This is a genomic window from Streptomyces sp. MB09-01 (assembly GCF_033794505.1).
Taxonomy (GTDB): domain Bacteria; phylum Actinomycetota; class Actinomycetes; order Streptomycetales; family Streptomycetaceae; genus Streptomyces.
In genome coordinates this window covers 20,380-44,053 of sequence record NZ_JARAYQ010000019.1, presented here as the reverse complement: position 1 = coordinate 44,053, position 23,674 = coordinate 20,380, and the positions used below count along the sequence as shown (strand labels likewise).

Annotated in this window: 19 protein-coding genes and 2 pseudogenes; 6 read left to right on the top strand and 15 right to left on the bottom strand. The window is 72.9% G+C overall.

Going from position 1 to position 23,674, the window contains the following annotated elements; translation table 11 throughout:
• Window positions 1-107: 107 nt before the first annotated feature.
• Window positions 108-1,451, top strand: a complete 1,344-nt coding sequence (locus tag PV721_RS06700; RefSeq protein ID WP_319721891.1) for a UDP-glucose/GDP-mannose dehydrogenase family protein — start codon at window positions 108-110, stop codon at window positions 1,449-1,451.
• Between the two features lie 145 nt (window positions 1,452-1,596).
• Here the strand turns inward: PV721_RS06700 and PV721_RS06695 are convergent, their stop codons facing one another.
• From PV721_RS06695 to PV721_RS06680, 4 genes are all read right to left on the bottom strand, one after another.
• A complete protein-coding gene (locus PV721_RS06695; RefSeq protein ID WP_416371041.1) occupies window positions 1,597-2,685 on the bottom strand; it encodes a membrane dipeptidase in 1,089 nt (362 codons plus the stop codon).
• A gap of 136 nt (window positions 2,686-2,821) precedes the next feature.
• Window positions 2,822-4,000 (bottom strand): dipeptidase, encoded by a 1,179-nt coding sequence (locus PV721_RS06690; protein ID WP_319721889.1) that lies wholly within the window; start codon window positions 3,998-4,000, stop codon window positions 2,822-2,824.
• The gene (purE, locus tag PV721_RS06685; protein ID WP_319721888.1) at window positions 3,997-4,533 is read right to left on the bottom strand and encodes a 5-(carboxyamino)imidazole ribonucleotide mutase; all 537 of its coding nucleotides are present in this window, start codon (window positions 4,531-4,533) and stop codon (window positions 3,997-3,999) included. Before purE ends, PV721_RS06690 begins: the two co-directional genes overlap by 4 nt.
• A complete protein-coding gene (locus PV721_RS06680; RefSeq protein ID WP_319721887.1) occupies window positions 4,530-5,669 on the bottom strand; it encodes a 5-(carboxyamino)imidazole ribonucleotide synthase in 1,140 nt (379 codons plus the stop codon). Before PV721_RS06680 ends, purE begins: the two co-directional genes overlap by 4 nt.
• A 196-nt stretch (window positions 5,670-5,865) precedes the next feature.
• On the opposite strand from PV721_RS06680, the gene PV721_RS06675 reads away from it, so the two are divergent.
• Entirely contained in the window at window positions 5,866-6,408 is a 543-nt protein-coding gene (locus PV721_RS06675; RefSeq protein WP_319721886.1) for a GtrA family protein, read from the top strand.
• A gap of 23 nt (window positions 6,409-6,431) precedes the next feature.
• Here PV721_RS06675 and PV721_RS06670 read toward each other — a convergent pair whose 3' ends face one another.
• Both PV721_RS06670 and PV721_RS06665 read right to left on the bottom strand, forming a co-directional pair.
• Window positions 6,432-7,697, bottom strand: coding sequence for an ATP-binding protein (locus tag PV721_RS06670; RefSeq protein ID WP_319721885.1), 1,266 nt, complete (start codon window positions 7,695-7,697; stop codon window positions 6,432-6,434).
• Window positions 7,698-7,827: 130 nt separating this feature from the next.
• Complete coding sequence (locus PV721_RS06665) at window positions 7,828-8,505, bottom strand: response regulator transcription factor (protein WP_030659823.1); 678 nt, start codon at window positions 8,503-8,505, stop codon at window positions 7,828-7,830.
• A gap of 496 nt (window positions 8,506-9,001) precedes the next feature.
• Here PV721_RS06665 and PV721_RS06660 point away from each other — a divergent pair, with 496 nt between their 5' ends.
• Entirely contained in the window at window positions 9,002-10,516 is a 1,515-nt protein-coding gene (locus PV721_RS06660) for an oligopeptide:H+ symporter (RefSeq protein ID WP_319721884.1), read from the top strand.
• A gap of 78 nt (window positions 10,517-10,594) precedes the next feature.
• On the opposite strand, the gene PV721_RS06655 is transcribed toward PV721_RS06660, so the two are convergent.
• From PV721_RS06655 to hutU, 8 genes are all read right to left on the bottom strand, one after another.
• Entirely contained in the window at window positions 10,595-11,923 is a 1,329-nt protein-coding gene (locus PV721_RS06655) for a hypothetical protein (protein WP_319721883.1), read from the bottom strand.
• Window positions 11,920-13,062 carry a hypothetical protein gene (locus tag PV721_RS06650; protein WP_319721882.1) on the bottom strand — a complete coding sequence of 381 codons (1,143 nt, stop codon included), beginning with the start codon at window positions 13,060-13,062 and terminating at the stop codon, window positions 11,920-11,922. The genes PV721_RS06655 and PV721_RS06650 overlap by 4 nt, the downstream gene beginning before the upstream one ends.
• A complete protein-coding gene (locus PV721_RS06645; RefSeq protein ID WP_319721881.1) occupies window positions 13,059-14,096 on the bottom strand; it encodes a hypothetical protein in 1,038 nt (345 codons plus the stop codon). Before PV721_RS06645 ends, PV721_RS06650 begins: the two co-directional genes overlap by 4 nt.
• 17 nt (window positions 14,097-14,113) lie before the next feature.
• Window positions 14,114-14,791, bottom strand: a complete 678-nt coding sequence (locus PV721_RS06640; protein ID WP_319721880.1) for an LPXTG cell wall anchor domain-containing protein — start codon at window positions 14,789-14,791, stop codon at window positions 14,114-14,116.
• A 113-nt stretch (window positions 14,792-14,904) separates the two neighbouring features.
• A complete protein-coding gene (gene hutI, locus PV721_RS06635; protein ID WP_319721879.1) occupies window positions 14,905-16,083 on the bottom strand; it encodes an imidazolonepropionase in 1,179 nt (392 codons plus the stop codon).
• A gap of 135 nt (window positions 16,084-16,218) precedes the next feature.
• Complete coding sequence (locus tag PV721_RS06630; RefSeq protein WP_319721878.1) at window positions 16,219-17,568, bottom strand: formimidoylglutamate deiminase; 1,350 nt, start codon at window positions 17,566-17,568, stop codon at window positions 16,219-16,221.
• Window positions 17,559-18,749, bottom strand: coding sequence for an allantoate amidohydrolase (locus tag PV721_RS06625; protein ID WP_319721908.1), 1,191 nt, complete (start codon window positions 18,747-18,749; stop codon window positions 17,559-17,561). The genes PV721_RS06630 and PV721_RS06625 overlap by 10 nt, the downstream gene beginning before the upstream one ends.
• Window positions 18,750-18,760: 11 nt before the next feature.
• Window positions 18,761-20,425, bottom strand: coding sequence for a urocanate hydratase (gene hutU / locus PV721_RS06620; protein WP_319721877.1), 1,665 nt, complete (start codon window positions 20,423-20,425; stop codon window positions 18,761-18,763).
• A 105-nt stretch (window positions 20,426-20,530) separates the two neighbouring features.
• Between hutU and PV721_RS06615 the strand changes: the two genes are divergently transcribed.
• From PV721_RS06615 to PV721_RS43860, 3 genes and pseudogenes are all read left to right on the top strand, one after another.
• Window positions 20,531-21,886: a diaminopimelate decarboxylase gene (locus tag PV721_RS06615; RefSeq protein WP_319721876.1), complete on the top strand. Its 1,356-nt coding sequence runs from the start codon at window positions 20,531-20,533 to the stop codon at window positions 21,884-21,886.
• Window positions 21,887-22,332: 446 nt separating this feature from the next.
• Window positions 22,333-22,485: pseudogene (locus tag PV721_RS06610) on the top strand (hypothetical protein); the annotation flags it as partial.
• 67 nt (window positions 22,486-22,552) lie between these two features.
• Window positions 22,553-22,603, top strand: a pseudogene (locus tag PV721_RS43860) (hypothetical protein); the annotation flags it as partial.
• Window positions 22,604-22,813: 210 nt separating this feature from the next.
• Here PV721_RS43860 and PV721_RS06605 read toward each other — a convergent pair.
• Window positions 22,814-23,656 carry a MurR/RpiR family transcriptional regulator gene (locus PV721_RS06605; RefSeq protein ID WP_319721875.1) on the bottom strand — a complete coding sequence of 281 codons (843 nt, stop codon included), beginning with the start codon at window positions 23,654-23,656 and terminating at the stop codon, window positions 22,814-22,816.
• Between the last annotated feature and the right edge of the window lie 18 nt (window positions 23,657-23,674).

Sequence of the window (23,674 nt, the reverse complement as noted above, 5' to 3'; positions counted from 1 at the left end):
GTTGCATGACAGCGGTGTCGACAGCGGTCGGCTCCTGGGGAACGTCCCCGCTGGTGGGCCCGACTATGCTCAGTGGCCGCAAACGGCCCCGCACCTCTGGAGCACCCATGGCCCCCCTCAGGATCACAGTGATCGGCACCGGATACCTCGGCGCGACCCACGCCGCGGCGATGGCGGAGCTGGGGTTCGAGGTGCTGGGGCTGGACGTGGTGCCCGAGAAGATCGAGATGCTGGCGTCGGGCCGGGTGCCGATGTACGAGCCCGGGCTGGAGGAACTGCTGGCCCAGCACGTGGCCGGGCTGCCGGGCTCGACCGGGCGGCTGCGGTTCACCACCTCCTGGGAGGAGGTCGGCGAGTTCGGCGACGTCCACTTCGTCTGCGTGAACACCCCGCAGAAGCACGGCGAGTACGCCTGCGACATGTCCTACGTCGACTCCGCGATGGCCTCGCTGGCCCCCCACCTGACCCGGCCCGTCCTGGTGGTCGGCAAGTCCACGGTCCCGGTGGGCTCGGCGCAGCGGCTGGCGGCGAAGCTGGCCGAGCTGTCCCCCGCGGGCGAGGACGTGGAGCTCGCCTGGAACCCGGAGTTCCTGCGGGAGGGCTTCGCGGTGCAGGACACCCTGCACCCCGACCGGATCGTGATCGGCGTCCAGGGCGAGTGCGGCGAGAAGCTCCTGCGCGAGGTGTACGAGACGCCGATGTCCGAGGGCACCCCACTGGTCGTCACGGACTTCCCGACCGCCGAGCTCGTCAAGACCGCCGCCAACTCCTTCCTCGCGACGAAGATCTCCTTCATCAACGCGATGGCGGAGGTGTGCGAGGCCGCCGGCGGCGACGTGGTGAAGCTGGCGGAGGCCATCGGCTACGACGAGCGGATCGGCTCGAAGTTCCTGCGCGCCGGGATCGGCTTCGGCGGCGGCTGCCTGCCCAAGGACATCCGGGCCTTCATGGCGCGCGCCGGTGAGCTGGGCGCCGACCAGGCACTGACCTTCCTGCGCGAGGTCGACTCCATCAACATGCGGCGGCGCGGGCACATGGTCGAGCTGGCGCGCGAGGCCGTGGGCGGGTCGTTCCTCGGCAAGCGGGTCGCGGTGCTCGGCGCCACCTTCAAGCCGGACTCCGACGACGTACGGGACTCGCCCGCGCTGAACGTGGCCGGGCAGATCCACCTCCAGGGCGGGCAGGTCACCGTCTACGACCCCAAGGGCATGGACAACGCCCGGCGCGTCTTCCCGACCCTCGGCTACGCGGACTCCGCGGCGGCGGCGGCCCGGGGGGCGGAGGTCGTCCTCCACCTCACCGAGTGGCGCGAGTTCCGGGACCTCGACCCGGCGGAGCTGGGCCGCGTCGTCACCGACCGGCTGATCCTGGACGGTCGCAACGCTCTCGATCCCGACCTCTGGCGGGCGGCCGGGTGGACGTACCGGGCGATGGGCCGCCCCCGCGCGTAGCGCCCGGCGGCGGACGGCGGGCCGGGCGCTACGCGGGGTCGTTCCCCCGGCCACCGCCGGGGCGGGCCCCTGGGCGGAGGCGGAGGCCGGCGCGGCGGGCCGGAGCCCGGGAGGCGCCCCGGCGCCCAGCGGTCCGAGGGCCTCGTCAGGAAGGCGTACGGCGGTGCTGGGCCGCGCGGGAGGTGAATTCCGCGTCGCGCAGGACCCGCTGGGCATTGCCCCAGGTCAGCAGTTCCAGGTCGGATTCCGGCCAGCCCCGGTCCAGGAGTTCCGCGATCAGGTGGGGGTAGCCCGAGGGGTCCGTCAGCCCGGCCGGGCGGGGGGTGCCCCGTTCGGTGCCGAAGGCGGCGCCGAGGCCGACGCTGTGCGGGCCCGCCACCGCTCGGACGTGGTCGACGTGATCCGCCACCGCGTGCAGGGAGTCCCCGGTCCGCCTGGCGTCGAAGGTGACCATCGCCAGGCCGTTCGCCTCCCGCAGCGCGAGCAGGACCTCGTCCGTGACGTTGCCCGGATGCGGGTTCAGGGCCGCGGCCGCGGTGTTGGAGATGATCACCGGCGCCTTGGAGGCCGCCGCGACCTGGCGGGCCACGGTCGGCGGGCACCCGGTCAGGTCCAGCACGATGCCCAGCCGGTTCGCTTCCTGGACCACCTCGTGGCCGAAGGCCGTCAGGTCCTGCCGGGCCCAGGACGCTCCCGCGGGCGCGAAGATCCGTACGCCCAGCGCGTGGAAGGCGTGCAGCGCGCCCAGGGAGTCGGTCAGGGTCCGGCCCGGCACGGGGCCGAGGAACGAGGCGATCCGGCCGCGGTTGCGGGCGTCGGACATGTCGTCGGCGGTCAGCGCCAGGCAGAGGCTGTCCGGGTAGCGGCGGATCAGGGCCAGCGCCACGTCGATCTGTTCCAGGGTGTCGGAGACCACCTGTTCCAGCGTGTCGGAGACCACCTGGTCGGTCGGGGTTCCGGTCTCGTGCGGGATCAGCAGGGACCAGAACTGCGCGCCGACTCCGCCCGCGCGCAGTCGGGGGAGGTCGGTGTCGACACCGCTGTCCCCCGGTTTGTCGATGTCGTGGTACGGACTCTGGCGCAGCGTCCAGACCAGCGTGTTGCACCCGTCCGCGACGGGATGCACGGACAGCAGCGCGGCGGCCCGTTCGAGGGCGCCGGCCGCCACAGGGGATGCGGGGAGGTCTTCTGCTCCGATGCCCACGGAGTGGGGTTCATCCTGCAGGTCGGCCATGGCGTTCGCTCCGGTCTCGGCGGCAGCAGGGAGAGGTGCTGCCACCGTGACATGCGGGACGCCCGGGCCGCCCGGCAGGTGTGGCAAACGGGTGTAACCCACAGGTCACACCCGTTGCCCGGCCGCCTGCGGCCGGCTAGATCACTGCGTTCGAGGGACCGCGGGACGCCGACAGGTCGCGCGACACCGCTTCGGCGTCGCGCAGCGCGCGTACCGCGTTCGACCAGGTCAGCTTCGCCAGGTCGGCCCTGGACCAGCCGCGGGCCAGGAGCTCCGCGACCAGGTTCGGGTAGCCGGCCACGTCGTCCAGCCCGGACGGGGTGAAGGCCGTGCCGTCGTAGTCGCCGCCGATGCCGATGTGGTCGACACCGGCCACCTCGCGCATGTGGTCCAGGTGGTCGGCCACCGTGGCGGCCGTGGCCACCGGGCGGGGGCGCTCCGCCTCGAAGGCCCGGTGCAGGGCCATTGCCTCGGGGGTGGTGTCCAGGTGGTGGAAACCGTGAGCCCGCAGGTTCTCGTCCGCGGCCAGGGTCCATTCGACCGCCGCCGGGAGGATGAACTTCGGGACGAAGGTGGCCATCGCCACCCCGCCGTTGGCGGGCAGCAGCGCCAGCACGTCGTCGGGGATGTTGCGCGGGTGGTCGCAGACCGCGCGCGCCGAGGAGTGCGAGAAGACCACCGGCGCGGCCGAGACCGCGAGGGCGTCCCGCATCGTCGTCGCGGCGACGTGCGAGAGGTCCACCAGCATGCCGACGCGGTTCATCTCCCGGACGACCTCGCGGCCGAAGTCGCTCAGGCCGCCGTGCCGGGGCTCGTCGGTCGCCGAGTCCGCCCAGTCGATCGTGTCGTTGTGCGTGAGCGTCATGTACCGCACGCCCAGCCGGTGAAGGGCGCGCAGCGTGGCGAGCGAGTTGTTGATGGAGTGGCCGCCCTCGGCGCCCATCAGCGAGGCGATCCGGCCGTCGGCGCGGGCCGCCTCCATGTCGTCCGCCGTCAGCGCCCGCACGAGGTCGCCGGGGTAACGGTCGATCAGCTGGGCGACGACGTCGATCTGCTCCAGCGTGGCGCTGACCGCCTCGTCACCGGCGTAGTCGGAGCGGACGTACACGGACCAGAACTGCGCACCGACCCCGCCGGCGCGCAGCCGCGGGATGTCGGTGTGCAGGTGGGCGGACTGGTCGCCCGCGATGTCCCGTTGCGCCAGGTCGTAGCGCACCTGCTCGCGCAGCGCCCAGGGCAGGTCGTTGTGGCCGTCCACGACGGGGTGCTCGGCCAGCAGTTCGCGCGCCTCGTCCAGACGCTGCGCGGCGCTCACTTGCCGAACCCGAAGGACTCCGCGTTCGCGACCTTCGTACGCAGCCGCTTGCCCTTCTCGGTGGCCTGGTCGTTGAGCTCCTGCTGGAACTCGCGCATCCGGGCGAGGAGGTCCTTGTCGTGGGCGGCCAGCATCCGTACGGCCAGCAGACCCGCGTTGCGCGCCCCGGCGACCGAGACGGTGGCGACGGGAACCCCCGCGGGCATCTGGACGATCGACATCAGCGAGTCCATGCCGTCGAGGTACTTCAGCGGCACCGGCACGCCGATGACGGGCAGCGGGGTGACCGAGGCGAGCATGCCGGGCAGGTGGGCGGCCCCGCCCGCGCCCGCGATGATCGCCTTCAGGCCGCGGTCGGCGGCCTGCTCCCCGTACGCGATCATCTCGCGCGGCATCCGGTGTGCGGAGACGACGTCGACCTCGTAGGGGATCTCGAACTCGTCGAGGGCCTGCGCGGCCGCCTCCATGACGGGCCAGTCCGAATCGGATCCCATGACGATGCCGACGACGGGGGCTGCGGCGGAGGTGCTCATTCGGTGACCGTTCCTCTGAGGTAGTCGGCAGCGTGGCGTGCGCGCTCCAGCACATCGTCCAGGTCGTCGCCGTAGGTGTTGACGTGGCCGACCTTGCGGCCGTGTTTCACGTCCTTGCCGTACATGTGGATCTTCAGCTGGGGGTCGTGGGCCATGCAGTGCAGGTACGCCGCGTACATGTCGGGGTAGTCCCCGCCCAGCACGTTCGCCATGACCGTCCAGCGGGCCCGGGGGCGGGGGTCGCCCAGGGGGAGGTCCAGAACCGCGCGGACGTGGTTGGCGAACTGGGAGGTGACCGCACCGTCCTGGGTCCAGTGGCCGCTGTTGTGCGGGCGCATCGCCAGTTCGTTGACCAGGATCCGGCCGTCGGCGGTCTCGAACAGTTCCACCGCCAGGTGGCCGGTCACGCCGAGTTCCTTGGCGATGCGCAGGGCGAGGGCCTGGGCCTCGCCCCCCAGGGCCTCGGAGAGGTCCGGGGCGGGGGCGATCACCGTGTCGCAGACCCCGTCCACCTGGCGGGACTCGACGACGGGATAGGCCACCGCCTGGCCGTGCGGGGAGCGGACGATGTTCGCCGCGAGCTCGCGGACGAAATCGACCTTCTCCTCCGCGAGGACCGGGACGCCCGCCTTGAAGGGGGCCTCCGCGTCCTCGGGGGTGCGGACGAACCACACGCCCTTTCCGTCGTACCCGCCGCGCACCGTCTTGAGGATGACGGGGAACCCGCCCACCTCGTCCGCGAAGGCCGCCACGTCCGCCGGATCGCTCACGATCCGGTGGCGGGGGCTGGGCGCGCCGATCTCGTCGAGCTTGGCGCGCATCACCCCCTTGTCCTGGGCATGCACCAATGCGTCGGGCCCCGGGCGGACGGGGACGCCGTCCGCTTCCAGGGCCCGTAGGTGCTCCATGGGTACGTGCTCGTGGTCGAAGGTGATCACGTCACAGCCGCGCGCGAAGGCACGCAGCGTTTCCAGGTCGCGATAGTCGCCGATGACGACATCGCTCACGACCTGGGCCGCCGAGTCCTGCGGGGTGTCACTGAGGAGCTTGAATCTGATGCCGAGGGGGATACCCGCCTCGTGGGTCATGCGGGCGAGCTGACCGCCGCCGACCATGCCGACTACCGGAAACGTCACTCCTCCAGGGTATCCGCCGGTATTCGGCCATCCGGACCCGCCTGGACACGGCCGGCTCGGATCTGTCGGTGTGCCGTGCGTCGCACGGTGCCCGAAGGCACAGACTGGGTTGTGGGGGGACACTTACGATGGGCGGGTTGACGGAGAACACCGGACGCCCCTAGCCGGGCGGTGACCGACAGGGACTGGCCTTTTGATGAGCACGCCGGGGAACGGATCCGTTCTCGAACGCGTACGCGGTCTCGTGCGAGAGGTCGCCAAGTTCGGGGCGGTCGGTGGTCTGGGTGTGCTGGTCAACCTGGGTGTCTTCAACCTGATCCGGCACACGACCGACCTGCAGGTGGTGCGGGCGAGCGTGATAGCCACCGTCGTGGCCATCGCCACCAACTACCTCGGTTTCCGCTACTTCGCCTACCGGGACCGCGCCACGAGCGGCCGGACCCGTGAGCTGGTCCTCTTCGCCGCGTTCAGCGGCATCGGCCTGGTCATCGAGAACGGCGTGCTCTACACCGCCACCTACGGCTTCGGCTGGGACGGCTCCGTGGCCAGCAACGTCTTCAAGTTCATCGGCATCGGTACCGCCACCGTGTTCCGCTTCTGGTCGTACCGGACCTGGGTCTTCAAGGCCCTGCCCGAGGCACGGCCCGAGGCGGCCGGACCCGCGCCGGGGCCCGCGCCGGTGCACAGGCCGGAGCGCCGGCCGGAGCCCCTGGCCGAGCCGGAGCCGGCGAACAATTAGTCGCCGACAACCAGTACGGACGTCTAGCGCACGGTGGTCTCCGGGTCGGTCCGTTCCGGCGCCGTCCGGCTGAGGAACAGCGCGAACACCGGCGGCTGCGTCTGGAGCAGCTCGAGGCGTCCCCCGTCCGCCTCCGCGAGGTCCCGGGCGACCGCGAGGCCGATCCCGGTGGAGTTGCGGCCGCTGATGGCCCGCTCGAAGATCCGGTTGCCCAGGTCCGGCGGGACCCCCGGCCCCTCGTCCGTGACCTCCAGCACCGCCTGGTTGCCGATGACGCGGGTGCGCAGGGCGACCGTGCCGCCACCGTGCATCAGGGAGTTCTCCACCAGCGTGGCCAGCACCTGGGAGACCGCGCCCGGGGTGCCGACGGCGCGCACGCCCTGCTTCCCTGAGCGCACGATGGCCCGGCCCGCACTGCGGTAGGCGGGCCGCCACTCCTCCACCTGCTGCTTGACGACCTCGTCCAGGTCGAAGGGGACCGCGGAGCCCGTCCTCGGGTCCCGCGAGTTCGTGAGCAGCCGCTGCACCACGTCCGTGAGCCGCTCCACCTGGGTGAGGGCGATGGTCGCCTCCTCCCGCACGGTCTCCAGGTCGTCGGTGACCGTGATCTCCTCCAGCCGCATGGACAGTGCGGTGAGGGGGGTCCGCAGCTGGTGCGAGGCGTCCGCGGCGAGGCGCCGCTCGGCGGTCAGCATCCGGCCGATCCGCTCGGCGCTGGAGTCCAGGACGTCGGCGACGCGGTCGAGCTCGGGGACCCCGTACCGCTTGTGCCGGGGGCGCGGGTCGCCCGATCCGAGCCGCTCCGCCGTCTCTGCGAGGTCGGTGAGCGGGGAGGCCAGCCGGTTCGCCTGGCGTACGGCGAGCAGGACGGCCGCCACGACGGCCAGCAGGGCGACCGCGCCGACCACGGCGAGGGTCCGCCCGACCTCCTTGGTCACCGTGGAGCGGGACTCCTCGACGGTCACGAGCTCGCCCTGCTCCCCGCGCGCGGTGCCGCGGATGACGCTGTCGGGGATCGGGGTGCCCACCTCCACGGTCTGCTGGCCGGGGATGGTGATCCGGGCGTAGTGTCCGGCGTCCAGCTGCTCGGCGAGGGCGACCGGGTCGACCGGCTTGTGCTCCAGGACGTTCGCCTCGACGATGCCCACCAGTCGCAGCGCCTCGGACTCGATGCGGTCCTGGGCGCTGCTGGTGATGGTCCGGGTCTCCACGATGACGAGGGAGACGCCGAAGACGGCGATCACGACGAGCACCACGGCGAGCGTGGAGTTGATGAGGCGGCGGCGCATGCCTAAGAGCATGCCCTAGCGCCGGTCCGGGGCGGGCCGGACGCTCAGCTCCTACGGGCCGGAGCTCGGGCTCCTCGGGGGCGGAGCTCGGGCTCCTACGGGCCGGAGCTCAGGCTCTCGCGGGTGGGGCTCAGCTCTTCTCGAAGCGGAAGCCGACGCCGCGGACGGTGGCGATGTAGCGGGGGTTCGCGGCGTCGTCGCCCAGCTTCTTGCGCAGCCAGGAGATGTGCATGTCGAGGGTCTTGGTGGAGGACCACCAGGTGGTGTCCCAGACCTCGCGCATGAGCTGGTCGCGGGTGACGACCCGGCCGGCGTCGCGGACGAGGACGCGCAGCAGGTCGAACTCCTTCGCCGTGAGCTGCAGCTCCTCCTCCCCCATCCAGGCGCGGTGCGATTCGACGTCGATCCGCACGCCGTGGGTGGCGGGGGGCTGGGCGGCCTCGTTGGCGCCGCGGCGGAGCAGGGCCCGGACCCGGGCCAGCAGCTCGGCCAGGCGGAAGGGCTTGGTCACGTAGTCGTCGGCGCCGGCGTCCAGGCCGACGACCGTGTCGACCTCGTCCGCGCGGGCGGTGAGGACCAGGATCGGGAAGCCGTGCCCCTCGGCCCGCAGTCGGCGGGCGACTTCCAGCCCGTCCATGCCCGGCAGGCCCAGGTCCAGGACGACGAGGTCGACGCCGCCCTGCAGTCCCGCGTCCAGGGCGGTGGGGCCGTCCTCCCGGACCTCGACCTCGTACCCCTCCCGGCGCAGCGCGCGGGCCAGGGGTTCCGAGATGGATGCGTCGTCCTCGGCGAGCAGTACACGCGTCATGTGGGTGATGGTAGTCCGCGGCGACTGAATCGAGGGGCCTGCCTGCAGACCCCTTCCGAACTGGGCTTATGAACTACTAAGCGCCTTCGAATATGGCCGAACGGTTCCCGACTCACCTTGTGATCCATCTCTCAAGTCCTTTCATATGCCGCAGTGTCGTGTCGTATGGTGGCGAGACGCCTGATGCACTACCTCAGGGACCTTTGTGCCGAAAAGCGAGCCAAGGGTCTCTATTGCTGTCCTGACCGGACAGGCAGTCTTGTCGGGACTCACCTGTTCCGGGCTCGACGACAGTGAATGACCTCTGGGCCGGGCCCCTCGCGCGATGGTGTGCGGGCGGGCGTGGATCCCGGTTACGGATGTTCCCTTCGCCCCCAACCCCATGGGGGGCGAGACCCCCGGGCGTGGGGCGGGAGCGTCCGCCGGTGCCGGCCACCCCCCACCGGGCGCGGATGAGCTCACGAAGCCAAGCGTCCCGAGCAAGCAAGGATCGACCATGGCTTCCAGCCTGACGACGGCTTCTCCGAGCCCCGCTCACGAGAAGACCCTCCTCGGCCACCCGATCGGCCTGGCCACGCTGTTCATGACCGAGATGTGGGAGCGCTTCTCCTACTACGGCATGCGTGCGCTTCTCGTCCTGTACTTGGTCTCCGGCGGTACGGACGCCGCGACCGGGAGCCAGGGCGGCGGCCTGGGCTTCAAGATGGGTGTCGCCACGGCGATCTACTCCGTGTACGTGGCCATGGTCTACCTGATGGCCATGCCCGGTGGCTGGTTCGGCGACCGCGTCTGGGGCGCCCGCAAGACCGTCACCATCGCCAGCTTCGTGATCATGGCCGGTCACGTGGCCCTGGCGCTGCCCGGCCAGATCTCGTTCTTCGCGGGTCTGCTGCTGGTCGCGGTCGGCTCGGGTCTGCTGAAGGCCAACATCTCCACGATGGTCGGCCACCTGTACGCAGGCCCGGACGACCCGCGTCGTGACGGCGGCTTCACGCTGTTCTACATCGGCATCAACCTGGGTGCCTTCGGTGCCCCGTGGGTCATCGGCATCGTCGGTGAGACCGTCAACTGGCACCTCGGCTTCCTGCTCGCCGCCATCGGCATGGGCATCGGCCTGGTCATGTTCCTGGTGTTCGGCCGCACGCTGAGCCCGACGAGCAACCTCGTCCCGAACCCGCTGTCGGTCACCGAGCGCAACGGCCTGGTCGTCAAGGTGGCCGCCGCCGTCGCGATCATCGGTGCGTTCTACGGCACCGTGGTCGCGCTGGGCATGTTCACCATCAACTGGGCGCTGTACCCGATCACCATCGCCGGTCTGGTCATCCCGGTCACCGTGCTGGTGCGCATCAAGCGGGACAAGGCCCTGTCGGGTCCCGAGCAGTCCAAGGTGTCCGCGTACATCTGGTTCTTCGTCGCCGCCGCCGCGTTCTGGATGATCTACGACCAGGGTGGCTCGACGCTCTCCCTGTTCGCCGACAACAGCACCGGCTCGGTCTTCGGCTGGACCCCCTCCACCGTCCTGTACCAGGCGCTGAACCCGCTGTTCGTCATGGCGCTGGCCCCGCTGTTCGCGTGGGCGTGGCTGTGGCTGGCCCGCAAGAACCAGGAGCCGAACACCATCGTGAAGTTCGCGATGGCCCTGGTCCTGGTCGGCGCGTCCTTCTTCATCTTCATCATCCCGATGAGCATGGCGGGCGACGGCACCAAGGTGTCGCCGATGTGGCTGGTCTCGATCTACATGATCCAGACCATCGCCGAGCTGTGCCTCTCCCCGGTCGGCCTCTCTGTCACCACCAAGATGGCGCCGCAGAAGTACGCCTCCCAGATGATGGGTGTCTGGTTCCTCGCGGTCACCGCCGGTGACTGCACCACCGGTCTGCTCGCGCTGGCCGGCGTGGACCTGAACGGCACGATCATCATCGGCCTGCAGGCCGCCGCGGCGGCGCTCGCGGGTGTCGCGATCTTCATGTACCGCAAGAAGGTGCAGGCCCTGATGGGCAACGTGCACTGACGCACGCACCCCCCGTACGACGGAACGGCCCGGCACACCGAAAGGCGTGCCGGGCCGTTCCGTCGTCTCCGGGGCGGGTTACCGGGTGCCGCGCAGACGGCGCCACGGGGTGAAGGTGAACACCGCGCCGCCGAGCAGGATCACGGTGCCGGCGACCAGGGCCAGGGCCTTGATGCCGCCCTCGTCCTCGGCGCCGGTCTCGGCGAGGCCGCCGGAGGTGGTGCTGCCGGTGGTGCTGGTCGAGGAGCCGGAGCCGCCCGGCTGGGCGGCGGTGTCCAGCTCCAGGGAGACGCCGCTGCTGGCGGCCTTGCAGGGAACGTTGATCGGCGTGGCCCCCGGGGCCATCGTGACGTCGATCGTCAGCTGGTCCGGGCTCAGCGTCACCTTGCCGGACTTCCCGGGCTTGTAGGTTCCGGTCATGTCGCTGAGGCTGACGGGAGCCTTGTCCGGGATCGGGTCCGCGTTGGCCGGGCCCGACACCTTGACCGTGCCGCTGTCGGCCCCGCCCAGCTTCACGTTCATCGAGGGCTTGAGGGCCCCCGCGGGCAGGGCCATGGGAGCGGCCATCGCGCCCTTCGCGGTCTTGACCGTCAGGTCGTAGCTGCCGCCGTTCTTCTTCGCGTTGATCGTGACCGGGGTCTTGATGCCGCCGGGGACGACCGGGCCGCAGTCGAAGGCCACCTCGACCGGCTTGCCCGGGAAGTCGGTCTGGCCGCCGCCTCCCGCGGTGGTCCCGCCGTCGGCGCCGCCGTTCGCGGCCCCGCCGTTCGTGGCCCCGCCGTTCGTGGCTCCGCCGTTGGTCGCCCCGCCGTTGGTCGCCCCGCCGTTCGTGGCGCCGCCGTCGGTCGTGCCTCCGCTGGAGCCGGCCGACACGTCGATGGTGGCACCGCCCTTGACCTCACCGACCGGCGCGCACTTGGTGACGAACGTGCCGAAGGAGAAGGTGACGGCGACGTCGTACTTGCCGGGGGTCAGGGTGACCTTGCCGGCCTTGGTGAGCTTCAGCTTGCCCTTCATGGCGGACATGACCATGGGGGCCTTCTTGGGGATCGGCGGGTTCTTCTTCTCCCCGACGAGCTTCAGCTCGCCCGCCTGGCCGCCGCCCACCGTGATCCAGCCGGTGGGCTGGACCGCGTCCTTCGGGATGTCCATGAGGTCGGTGTTGTTCGAGGCCGGCTTGACGGTCTCCCAGACCACGTCCACCTCGTCGCCGACCTTGGCCGTGGCCGGGGCGGTGACCTTGGCGGTGGTCTCGCCCTCCACCGGGTCCCCGCCGCCGGCCGGCGGCACGCATTTGACCTTGAACGTGGCCTCGGCTGCCTGGGCGGGAGAAGCCGTGATGGCGATGCCCGCGCCGCCGAGCAGCAGCGCGACCACGGCCGCGCTCACCCTCCGTTGGGTCTTCACAATGGTCCCTTCGTCGTCGAACGGTTCTCAGACGGTGCGGACGTCTGTGGTGCTGTCTCCGGCGCGCTGTCCGGGGTGAACCACGGCAGGACCGCCGTGGTGGTCGAAGGGGGCTCCGCCGGCTGCGCGGAGCGGGCCGGCGCGGCGTGGCGCAGGGCGGGCAGCCGGGGCAGCCGGGCCGTCACGGCCGATGCCGCTTCCGCGGGCCGCGCGCCCCGGTGGCGGCCGGCCGCGGGCACGGCGCGCGGCCGGACCTTGTCGACGACGGCCATGCCGATGCGGAAGACCGCGGCCGGGATCACGAGCAGGAGCAGGCCCCGGAAGAGCAGCACCCCGTACGGGCGGTCCACGCCCCAGGGCTGGGTGGCCACGACGGTCTCGCCGTACTTGAGGGAGATCGTGTAGTCGCCGTGGGCGCCGGCGGTGAGGGCGACGTCGAGGGCGATCTCCGCCTTGCCGCCGGGCGGGATGGTGCCCTTCCACCGGACCTCCTCCCACAGCGGGGCGAACACCCCGTGGGCGGTGCCGAGCTGGAAGACCGGGTCCTTGACCGGGGCCGAGCCGAGATTGCCGACGGTGACCTCGAACTTCCGGCTCGGCGGGGCACCGAACCAGGTCAGCACCCCGTCCTCGCCCTCCAGCCGGACCCCGGTGAGCATCGCGAGGCGGGCCGTGCCGGATTCGGCGGGCAGTTCGGCCACCGGGTGATCGGTGATCTTCAGCGCAGCCGCGACGGTGGACTGGTCGCCGTTGACGGAGGTGACGTTGACGACGCAGGGGCAGGGCTTGGGCGGCGCGACCACGGCCAGCTGGGCGGCGAACCGTCCGTCGTCGGCGACGGAGACGGCGGTGCCGTCGGCGTTGGCGCAGCTGTTGGTGCCGCCGATCATGTTCTGCCCGCAGACCAGCAGCATCACCAGCGTCTTGGCCCGCCAGCCGGTGCCGGTGACGGTGATCTCCGTGCCCTTGGCGGCCTCCTGCAGCGAGAGGGCGACGGTGGGCTTGCCCTCGTCGGCCGCGGCCGGGGCGGCGGGGAACAGCGCGAGGGCGCACACCGCCAGACCCGCGAGCCCCGCCAGGAGGAACCGGACCGTGGGGCCGGCCTTGCCGCGGACCTTGCCGCCGACCATGGCGCTCACCTGGACGCTCCCGTCAGTTGGTGTTCCGGTGCAGGGGGCGGGCCGGGCCGCACGGAGGTCCCTCCGGGCTCCTCGCCGCCGGTCGGGTCCTGCCGGGTGCGCCGGCCCCGTACGAGGAACAGCGCGGCCAGCGTGGTCCCGCCGAGGCCGAGCAGGCCGAGGCCCGTCCAGCCGGCGGCCCGCCACGGCACGAACCAGGCGGAGGCGCTCCCCTCGGCGCGGGCGCCGCCGGGTGCGGTGACGGTGACGCTGACGCGGACCCGGTCGAGCACCGGAGCGCCGGGCCACGGTTCGGTCAGCTCGACCCGCTGACCCGGGAGCAGTTCGACGGGCAGGGCCCGGGCGCCACGGCCCGGTACCTCGCCGAAGCGCCCCTCGACGCGCAGGGACAGCTCGGGGGCCAGGGCGACGTTGCCGCGGTTGACCAGGGTGTACGCGACGACCGCGGCCGCGCCCCGGCCCCGTACGGCGACGTCCTCGACGGTGAGGGCGGCCAGGGTGGGGCCGCCGACCCGCAGGTGGACCCGTACGCCCACCTCGCGGCCGGCCCCGGTGGCGACCACGGCGGCGGGGTGGTCGCCGGGCGGGGACGAGGGCGGCACGGTGACGGTGAAGGGGACCACCGCACGGGTGTGGGGCGGGATCTTCACGGTGGCTCCGGCGCCGAAGCTGATCCAGGCTCCGGCGCCGGTCGACCCGGCGGGGCGGACCGCGAAGGCGCCGTCGGCGGTGTTGTAGGCGTCGGCCCCGCGCAGGGTGACGGTGTGCTCCTGGTCGGTGGTGTTGGCCAGGGCGAGACGGTCCTCCAGCACGGTGCCGGCGGTGCCCGCCATGTAGAAGTACGGGCGCGTGGCGTACGGGCGGGCGTCGCCGGTGCGGGGAACGGCCTGGCCGGCGGCGGGTTCGGCGGTCCAGCCCGGTTCGTCGGCGGTCGCGCCGTACGCGGGCTGGGCGGGGCCCGCGTACAGGGCCGTGGCGGCGAGCAGGATCAGGCCGGCGCGCTGGAGGCGGTGGGGGACGTGGAGCACGGGCATGGCCGGGGGTGCTCCGTTCAGGACCGGGCCCGCCGGCCGCGCCGGGTCAGCCAGAGCACGCCGGCGACGCCGGAGAGCAGCACCGTGCCGCCGAGGGTGCCGAGGGCGAGGGCGGAGTCGGTGGGTCCGGTCTGCGGGAGGGTGCCCTCGTCCGAGCCGCCGCCGGACTGGGCGGTGGCGCCGCCGGCGGCCGTGACGTCGAGCTCGAGGGACGGTCCGGGGCTGTTGCCCGGGGTGCAGGTGGTCGTGGTGCCCATCGCCTTGATGGTGAGCACACCGGCGGTGAAGGTGACCTCGCCGCTCTTCTTGGGCGTGTAGGTGCCCGAGAGGTCGGTGATCTTGATGGGTGTGTCGGCGGGCGCGGCCTCGGGGTTGGGCGGGCCGGAGACCGGTACGGACACCTTCTCGGCACCGTCGACGAGGATGACGGCGCTGGGGCTCATCGCGCCCTTGCCCAGTTCGATGGGGCTGGACGAGACGCCCTTCTGGAAGGACATCGTCAGCTTGTACGCCTCGCCGTCCTTGACGGCCTTGATGTCGATGGGCGAGATCGCCGACTTGTCCCCGATCGGGGTCTTGCAGTCGTACGCCACGTCGACGACGGCGGCGTGGGCTGCGGGGGCGGCCAGCAGGACCGCCGATCCGGCCAGCGCGGAGGCCAGCGCGAGCGCGGTGGAGCGTTTGCGGTCGGACACCTTCGTCTTCCCCTCGGGCCACAATTAACTGACGACACATCAGATCGGTGGCTCAAGGTACGCCCGGGCTCTTACGGAGGGAAGACAAAGGACAGCCCCGGATTGACCGTTCGTCAGTGCGCCCGGCGGCCCCGCTGCCAGACGGCCGAGACGAGCGGGACGCCCGGGCGGTAGGCGAGGTGGACGTGGCTCGGGGCGTCCAGCAGGGCCAGGTCGGCGCGGGCCCCGGGGGTCACGACGCCGATGTCCTCGCGGCGCAGGGCGCGGGCGCCGCCGGCGGTGGCCGACCACAGGGCCTCGTCCGGGGTCATCCGCATGTCGCGCACGGCGAGGGCGATGCAGAACGGCATGGAACTCGTGTAGGAGGAGCCGGGGTTGCAGTCCGTGGACAGCGCGACGGTGGCGCCCGCGTCGATCAGGCGGCGGGCGTCGGGCCACACCGCGCGGGTGGAGAACTCGGCGCCGGGCAGCAGGGTGGCGACCGTGGTCCCCGCGGCCTGGGCGAGGGCGTCCACGTCGGCGTCGGTGAGGTGGGTGCAGTGGTCGGCGGAGGCGGCCTCCAGCTCCACGGCGAGCTGTACGCCGGGGCCGTAGGACAGCTGGTTGGCGTGCACCCGCGGGATCAGGCCGGCGGCGGCGCCCGCGGTGAGGATCGCACGGGCCTGGTCGCCGTCGAAGGCGCCCTTCTCGCAGAAGACGTCCACCCAGCGGGCGTACGGGGCGCAGGCCGCCAGCATCTCGCCGGTGACGAGGTCCACGTAGGCCGCCGGGTCCTCGGCGTAGTCCGGGGAGACGATGTGCGCGCCGAGGTAGGTGACCTCCTCGGTGTGCGCGGCGGCGATCCGCAGGGCGCGGGCCTCGTCGGCGACGGTGAGGCCGTAGCCGGACTTGGTCTCGAAAGTGGTGGTGCCCTGGCGGCGGGCCTCGTCGAGGTGGCGCACCAGGTTGGCTTCGAGCTCGGCGTCGGTGGCGGAGCGGGTGGCGGCGACGGTGGTGCGGATGCCTCCGGCGGAGTAGCTGCGGCCGGACATGCGGGCGTTGAACTCGGCGGTGCGGTCGCCGGCGAAGACGAGGTGCGAGTGGGAGTCCACGAAGCCGGGGATCAGGGCGCGGCCCTGTGCGTCGAAGCTCTCGTCCGCGGCCGGCGCCTTGGCGGCGGGGCCGACCCAGGCGACCTTGTCACCGTCGATGACGACGGCCGCGTTCTCGAGCAGGCCGAGCGGCGAGCCGTCGCCGAGGGCGGGGTCGTTGGTGACGAGGCTGCCGATGTTGGTGATGCAGGTGGTGGTCATGGTTCCTCTCCAGGTTTCTCTCCCCGCCCCGCCCTTGGTCCGTTTCCCGGGCTCCGCCCGGACCCGCGCCTCACACGCCGGCGAGGCGGAAGATCCAGGCTCGCCGGGAAGGGGCGGGGTGGGGAAAAGACGGCGTCAGCCTCGGACGGCGGCGATGGACTCGGTCAGGGCGGCGGGAACGTCCGGGACGAGGGTGTGGGCGCCGTCGCGGACGATGTGGCGGCCGGCCACGACCGTGTGGCGGACGTCCGACGCGGTGGCGGCGAAGACCGCCGTCTCGGCGCCCAGCCGGGCCGGCGGACCGGCCGTCCGGACGGAGTCCAGCGCGATCGTGGTGAAGTCCGCGAGCGCGCCCGCCTCCAGGCGGCCCGCGTCCGGGAGCCCGAGGGCCGCGTGCCCGTCCTCGGTGGCGGCGGCGAGCAGCGCGTTCGCCGTCCAGTGGCCCCGGGTGCGGCTGCGCAGGCGCTCGTTCAGCTCCATCGCGCGGGCCTCCTCCAGCAGGTCGATCACGGCGTGGCTGTCGCTGCCGAGCGAGAGCGGGCTGCCCGCGTGCTGGAGGCGGGTCGCCGGGCCGATGCCGTCGGCGAGGTCACGTTCGGTGGTGGGGCACATACAGGTGCCGGTGGTGGTCCCGCCGAGCAGGGCGATGTCCGCGTCGGTCAGGTGGGTGTTGTGGACGCCGGTGGTGCGCGGGCCGAGCACCCCGTGGTCGGCGAGCAGCTGGGTGGGGGTCCGGCCGTGGGCGGCCTGGCAGGCGTCGTTCTCGGCGGTCTGCTCGGAGAGGTGGACGTGCAGGGGCGCCTCGCGCTCCTCGGCCCAGCGGGCGACGGTGGCCAGCTGGTCGGCGGGCACGGCGCGGACCGAGTGGATCGCGGCGCCGACCAGGGCGTGCTCGCGGGGCTTGAGGGCGGAGGCGCGTTCGGCCCAGGCCTCGGCGGTGCCGTCGGAGAAGCGCTGCTGGTGCGGGTTCGGGGCCTGCCCGAAGCCGGCCGAGAGGTAGGCCGTGTCGAGGAGGGTGATCCGGATGCCGGCCGCGGCGGCTGCTTCGATCAGGGCCTCGCCCATGGCGTTGGGATCGGCGTACGGGGCGCCGCCGGGCGCGTGGTGGACGTAGTGGAACTCGCCGACGTTGGTGATGCCGGCCAGCGCCATCTCCGCGTACACGGCGCGGGCGAGCGCGAAGTAGCTGTCGGGGGTGAGGTTCTGGGCGACCTTGTACATGAGGTCGCGCCAGGTCCAGAAGGTGCCGGAGCCGACCTGGACCGTGGAGCGCAGGGCCCGGTGGAAGGCGTGGCTGTGGGCGTTGGCCAGGCCCGGCAGCGTCAGGCCGCGCAGGACCTCCGCGCCGGGGGGCGGGGTGTCCACGCCGGTGCGCAGGTCGGCGATCCGGCCGTCGGCGGACACGGCCAGGGCCACGCCCGGCTCGACGTGGGTGCCGAGCCAGGCGTGTTCCAGCCAGTACGTCTTGTGCGCGGTCAGCGGCACGCGAGACCTTCCAGTACGTCGGCGAGGGCGAGGACGCCGGCCACGCAGTCGTCCTCGGCGGCGAACTCCTTCGGGGAGTGGGAGACGCCGGTGGGGTTCCGTACGAACAGCATGGCGGTCGGGACGGCCGCGGAGAGGATTCCCGCGTCGTGTCCCGCGCCGGTGCCGAGGACGGGGACGGCCCCGCCCAGGATCCGGTTCATCTCGTCGCGCAGGGCGTGCTCGAACTCGACGACCGGGGTGAAGGACTCCCGGACGATGCCGAGGTCGATGCCGTCCTGGTCGGCGCGCTCGCGGGCGGCCTTCTCGATGGCGGTGACGACCGTGTCGAGGGTGGCCTGGTCGGCTGCCCGGGAGTCGAGCCAGCCGCGCACGAGGGAGGGGATGGCGTTGACCCCGTTGGGCTCGACCGAGATCTTCCCGAAGGTGGCCACGGCCCCGGCGAGGGCCGCCTCGGTGCGGGCCGCGAGGACGGTCGCCGCGTAGGTGAGCATCGGGTCGCGGCGGTCGACGAGCCGGGTGGTGCCGGCGTGGTTGGCCTCGCCGCGGAAATCGAACCGCCAGCGGCCGTGCGGCCAGATCGCCGAGGCGATGCCGACCCGGTCACCGGACAGGTCGAGCGCGCGGCCCTGTTCGACGTGCAGCTCGACGAAGGCGCCGATCCGGCCCAGCCGTTCGGGGTCGGCCCCGATGGCCTCGGGGTCGTATCCGGCGGCCTCCATGGCCTGCGGCAGGCCGATGCCGTCGGCGTCGCGGAGCTCGTACGCCTTCTCCTTGGTCAGCTGGCCGGCGGCGAGCCGGGAGCCGACGCAGGCGAGGCCGAAGCGGGCCCCTTCCTCGTCACCGAAGTTGGTGATGGCGAGTGGCCTGGAGAACTCCGCGCCCCTCCTGCGGAGTTCGTCCAGGGCCGCGAAGGAGGACACCACCCCGAGGGGGCCGTCGAAGGCCCCGCCGTCGGGGACGGAGTCCAGGTGCGAGCCGGTGACCACGGCGTCCCCCGCGAGGGGGTCGCCGAGCCAGGCCCACTGGTTGCCGTTGCGGTCGGTCTCGTACGTGAGCCCGCGCGCCTCGGCCTGCTCCTGGAACCAGGTCCGGCAGTCGGCGTCGGCCCCGCTCCAGGCGTAGCGTCGGTACCCGCCGGAGTCGGCGTGGCGGCCGATGGGGGCGAGCTCGGCCCACATGTCGTGGAAGGTCACGCGTCGTCGCCTTCGCGCATCGGCACGCGGACGCCGCGCTCGTCGGCGACCGACTCGGCGATGTCGTAGCCGGCGTCGACGTGGCGGATGACGCCCATGCCCGGGTCGTTGGTGAGGACGCGGCGGATCTTCTCGCCGGCCAGCGGGGTGCCGTCGGCGACGGTGACCTGACCCGCGTGGATGGAGCGGCCCATGCCGACGCCGCCGCCGTGGTGGAGGGAGACCCAGGAGGCGCCGGAGGCCACGTTGACCATGGCGTTGAGCAGCGGCCAGTCGGCGATGGCGTCGGAGCCGTCGAGCATGGCCTCGGTCTCGCGGTACGGGGAGGCGACGGAGCCGCAGTCGAGGTGGTCGCGGCCGATGACGAGCGGGGCGGCGAGGGTGCCGTCGGCGACCATCTCGTTGAAGCGCTCGCCGGCCTTGTCGCGCTCGCCGTAGCCGAGCCAGCAGATGCGCGCGGGCAGGCCCTGGAAGTGGACGCGCTCGCCGGCCATCTTGATCCAGCGGTGCAGGGACTCGTTCTCCGGGAAGAGCTCCAGCATCGCCTTGTCGGTCTTGTGGATGTCCGAGGCCTCGCCGGACAGCGCCGCCCAGCGGAAGGGGCCCTTGCCCTCGCAGAACAGCGGCCGGATGTAGGCGGGGACGAAGCCGGGGAAGGCGAAGGCGCGGTCGTAGCCGGCCAGCTGGGCCTCGCCGCGGATGGAGTTGCCGTAGTCGAAGACCTCGGCGCCGGCGTCCATGAAGCCGACCATGGCCTCGACGTGCTTGGCCATGGACTCGCGGGCCCGGGTGGTGAAGCCGGCCGGGTCCTTGGCGGCGTAGGCGGCCATGTCGTCGAAGTCGACGCCGGTCGGCAGATAGGCGAGCGGGTCGTGCGCGGAGGTCTGGTCCGTCACGATGTCGATCGGGGCGCCCTCGGCCAGCATCTGCGGGAGCAGGTCGGCGGCGTTGCCGAGCAGGCCGATGGAGAGCGGCTTGCGGGCGTCGCGGGCCTCGACGGCCAGCTGCAGGGCGTGCTGCAGGCTGTCGGCCTTCACGTCCAGGTAGCGGTGCTCGATGCGGCGCTCGATGGCGCGCGGGTCGACGTCGATGCAGATCGCGACGCCGTCGTTCATCGTCACGGCCAGCGGCTGGGCGCCGCCCATGCCGCCGAGGCCGGCGGTCAGGGTGATGGTGCCGGCGAGGGTGCCGTCGAACTTCTTGGCGGCGACGGCCGCGAAGGTCTCGTAGGTGCCCTGGAGGATGCCCTGGGTGCCGATGTAGATCCACGAACCGGCCGTCATCTGGCCGTACATGGTCAGGCCCAGCTGCTCCAGGCGGCGGAACTCCTCCCAGTTGGCCCAGTCGCCGACGAGGTTGGAGTTGGCGAGCAGGACGCGCGGCGCCCACTCGTGGGTCTGCATCACGCCGACCGGGCGGCCGGACTGGACGAGCATCGTCTCGTCCTGCTTGAGGGTCTGGAGGGTGCGGACCATCGCGTCGTACGAGCGCCAGTCGCGGGCGGCCTTGCCGGTGCCGCCGTAGACGACGAGCTTGTCGGGGTGCTCGGCGACCTCGGGGTCGAGGTTGTTCTGGAGCATCCGCAGCGCGGCCTCCTGCTGCCATCCCAGGGTGCTGAGCTCGGTGCCTCGCGCGGCACGTACGGGGCGGGGTCCTGACATGGCGGGTGCCTCCTCCGATGTTGGTATTTCCATTCACATCCTGACGCGCTGAATAGATTCAGTCAACAGCTGCGGGCGGCCCCGTCGAATGATGGGATGGCGGACATGGCTGCACACACGGACGGGGGCGGGGACGCCTCCGCGCGCCGCGATCTGGCCGTACGGGCCGCCGTCGACCAGGGACTCGTGGGCGGGGCCGACTCCGCGGAGCCGCTGACCTGCCTGCTCGACACCGCCGGGATCCGCGCCTCCGCCGCCGCCCTGACCAGCGCCTTCGCGGCCGCGCTGGCCCCCGGCACCCCCGTCCTGCACGCCTTCGCCGTCAAGGCCGCCCCGCTCGTCCCGGTGCTGCGGCTGCTCGCGGACGCCGGGCTCGGCTGCGAGGTGGCCAGCCCCGGCGAGCTGGCGCTGGCCCGCGCGGCCGGGGTGCCCGCCGGGCGGACCGTCCTGGACTCCCCCGCCAAGACGGCCGCCGAACTGCGCGAGGCCCTGGCCCTGGGCATCGCCGTCAACGCCGACAACCCGCAGGAGCTGGCACGGCTGGACGCGCTCGTCGCGCAGGCGCCCACCGGAGCGCCGATCGGCCTGCGGATCAACCCGCAGACCGGCGCCGGCACCATCGACGCGCTGTCCACCGCCACGGCGACCTCGAAGTTCGGGATCGCCCTGCGCGATCCCGGCGCGCGCGAGTGGCTCGTCCGGGCGTATCTGGACCGGCCGTGGCTCACCCGCCTGCACGTCCACTCGGGCTCGCAGGGCGTCCCCCTGGCCCTGATCGCGGAGGGCGTACGGGAACTGCACGCGCTGGCCGAGGAGATCAACGCGGCCGCCGGGCGCCGCCAGGTCGACACCCTCGACATCGGCGGCGGCCTGCCGGTGAACTTCGCCTCGGACGAGGGGACGCCCCGGTTCGCGGAGTACGTGGCCGCGCTGCGCGAGGCGGCCCCCGCCCTGTTCTCCGGCGCGTACGGCTTGGTCACGGAGTTCGGCCGGTCCCTGCTCGCCAAGCACGGCCTCGTCCTGGCCCGGGTCGAGTACACCAAGACCACCGGGTCCCGGCCGATCGCCCTCACCCACGCCGGGGTGCAGCTGGCGACGCGCACCGCGTACGCCCCGGCGGCGTGGCCGGTGCGGATCCTGCCGTACGACGCCAAGGGAGCCCCGAAGACCGGCGACCCGGTCGCCCAGGACGTGGCGGGGCCGGCCTGCTTCGCGGGGGACCTGCTCGCGACGGCCCGTGAGCTGCCGCTGCTCGCCCCCGGCGACCTGATCGGTGTGCCGGACACCGGCGCGTACTTCTTCACCGCCCACTACGGCTACAACAGCCTGCCCCGCCCGGCGGTCCACGGCTTCACGGTGGGCCCGGAGGGCCATGTCCGCTTCAGCCTCGCCCGCCCGGCGCAGGACCTGCCGTCGATCGTCACGGAGGCGGGCGGAGACTTCCGCGACGTCCTGTTGTAGCCCCGGGGCCCGCCCCGGACCCCCGGCAGCGGAGCGCACGCCGGCCGACGGCCCTCAGGCGGAGAGGGTGGCCGCCAGGGCCGGGCCAGGCCCTGGACCACGCCCTCCGGGGTCAGGACGACCACCGCCGGGAGCCGCAGGAGGTAGCGGGTCAGGGCCCGACCCGCTAGCGAGGGCCAGCGGTCCGCGAGGCCGCCGGCATCGCCTTCGAGGGCAGCGCCTACGGGGAGTCCTTCGTCCTCGCCGACGTCGTCATGGACCGGCCCCGGGTCCGCACGAGGTCACGCTCGCCTTCGGCGCCACCGGGCTCACCGTGATCGCCCCGCTGCCCGGGGGCACCTCCCCTGCCGGAGACCACGGGGTGGGCGCTACCGGATCGTCGCCACCGTCGCCGAGGCCCCTCCGAGCCGGACCTCGCCTTCGCCGGGGGGCGGCAGCACCGCCGGATGCGGCGACCGCAAGACCGCGACGCGGCCCACCGGCGCCGGCTGGAACCAGTTCTGCTCGACGAGCGCGTCCCCGGCCGGGCAGCCGTCCGCACACTCGTCCGGTCCTCCCGGTTCCGGATCCACCACCGGGTCGCCGACCGCTACCGGGCCGGGCGGCTGCTGCTGCTGGCCGGGGACGCCGCGCACGTGCACAGTCCGGCCGGCCGGCGGGCAGGGCATGAACACCGGCATCCAGGACGGCTACGCGCTCGGCCGCGCCCTGGCCGCCGGGGACCTCGACGGCTACGAGGCGCGCCACCGCCCGGTCGCCCTGCGGGTGGTGGCCCTCACCGACCGGATGACCCGGATCGCGACCACCCGCAGCCGGGCGCTGCGCACCGTGCGCAACGCCCTGCTCCCGGTCCTCCTGCGGATCCCGGCGCTGCGCGACCGGCCGGCGAACGAGCTGGCGGAGCTGGACTACCGCTGGGACCGCGGGCTACTCCACGAACAGCCCCCGCGCCGCGGCTCGGGCGTCGAAGGCTTCCAGGCGGGCCTGTGCGTCCGGGAGGGCGTCCGCCATCGCCTCCAGCAGCACCCGCCCCAGCAGCATCGGCGCGCACGCCGTGTCGAACGCCAGCCCGGTACCGACCGGCGCCGGGATCAGCAGGTCCGAGTGGCGGGCCACGGGCGCGAAGGCCGAGTCGGCGACCGTCACCACGGTCAGCCCGGCCGCCCGCCCGTACTCCAGCGCCTCCGCCACCTCCCGGGGATGCCGCGGCAGCGCGAAGCACAGCAGCGCCGAGGCCCCCGCGCCGACGGCCGCGTCGATCCGGTCGGCGAGCATCGAGCCGCCCTCGTCGAGGAGCCGCACGTCCGGGTGCACCTTGGCCGCGAAGTACGCGAACCCGCGCGCCTGCGAGGACGCCGCCCGCAGCCCGAGCACCGGCAGCGGGGTCGAGGCCGCGAGCAGCCGCCCCGCTTCCTCGACGGGCGAGGGATCGGCGAGCATCCCGGCCAGCTGCCGCAGGTTCTCGATCTCGCCGAGCACGGCCTGCTGGTACTCGTTGTACGAGTCCTCCTGCGCGGCCTCGGGCCGCTCGGCGGGAGCCACCTCGCGCAGGTGCCGGCGCAGCGCGGGATAGCCGTCGAAGCCCAGCGCCACCGCGAACCGCGTCACCGACGGCTGGCTTACCCCGGCCAGCTCGGCGAGCTCGACGCTCGACAGGAAGGGCACCTCCGCCGCTCCGCGGACCATGCAGTGCGCGATCCGCCGCTGGGTCGGCGTCAGCCGGTGCCCCTCGAACAGCTTCTGCAGCCGCGTGGCCGGGCTGTCACTCATGCCGCCCCCTCCGTCCCG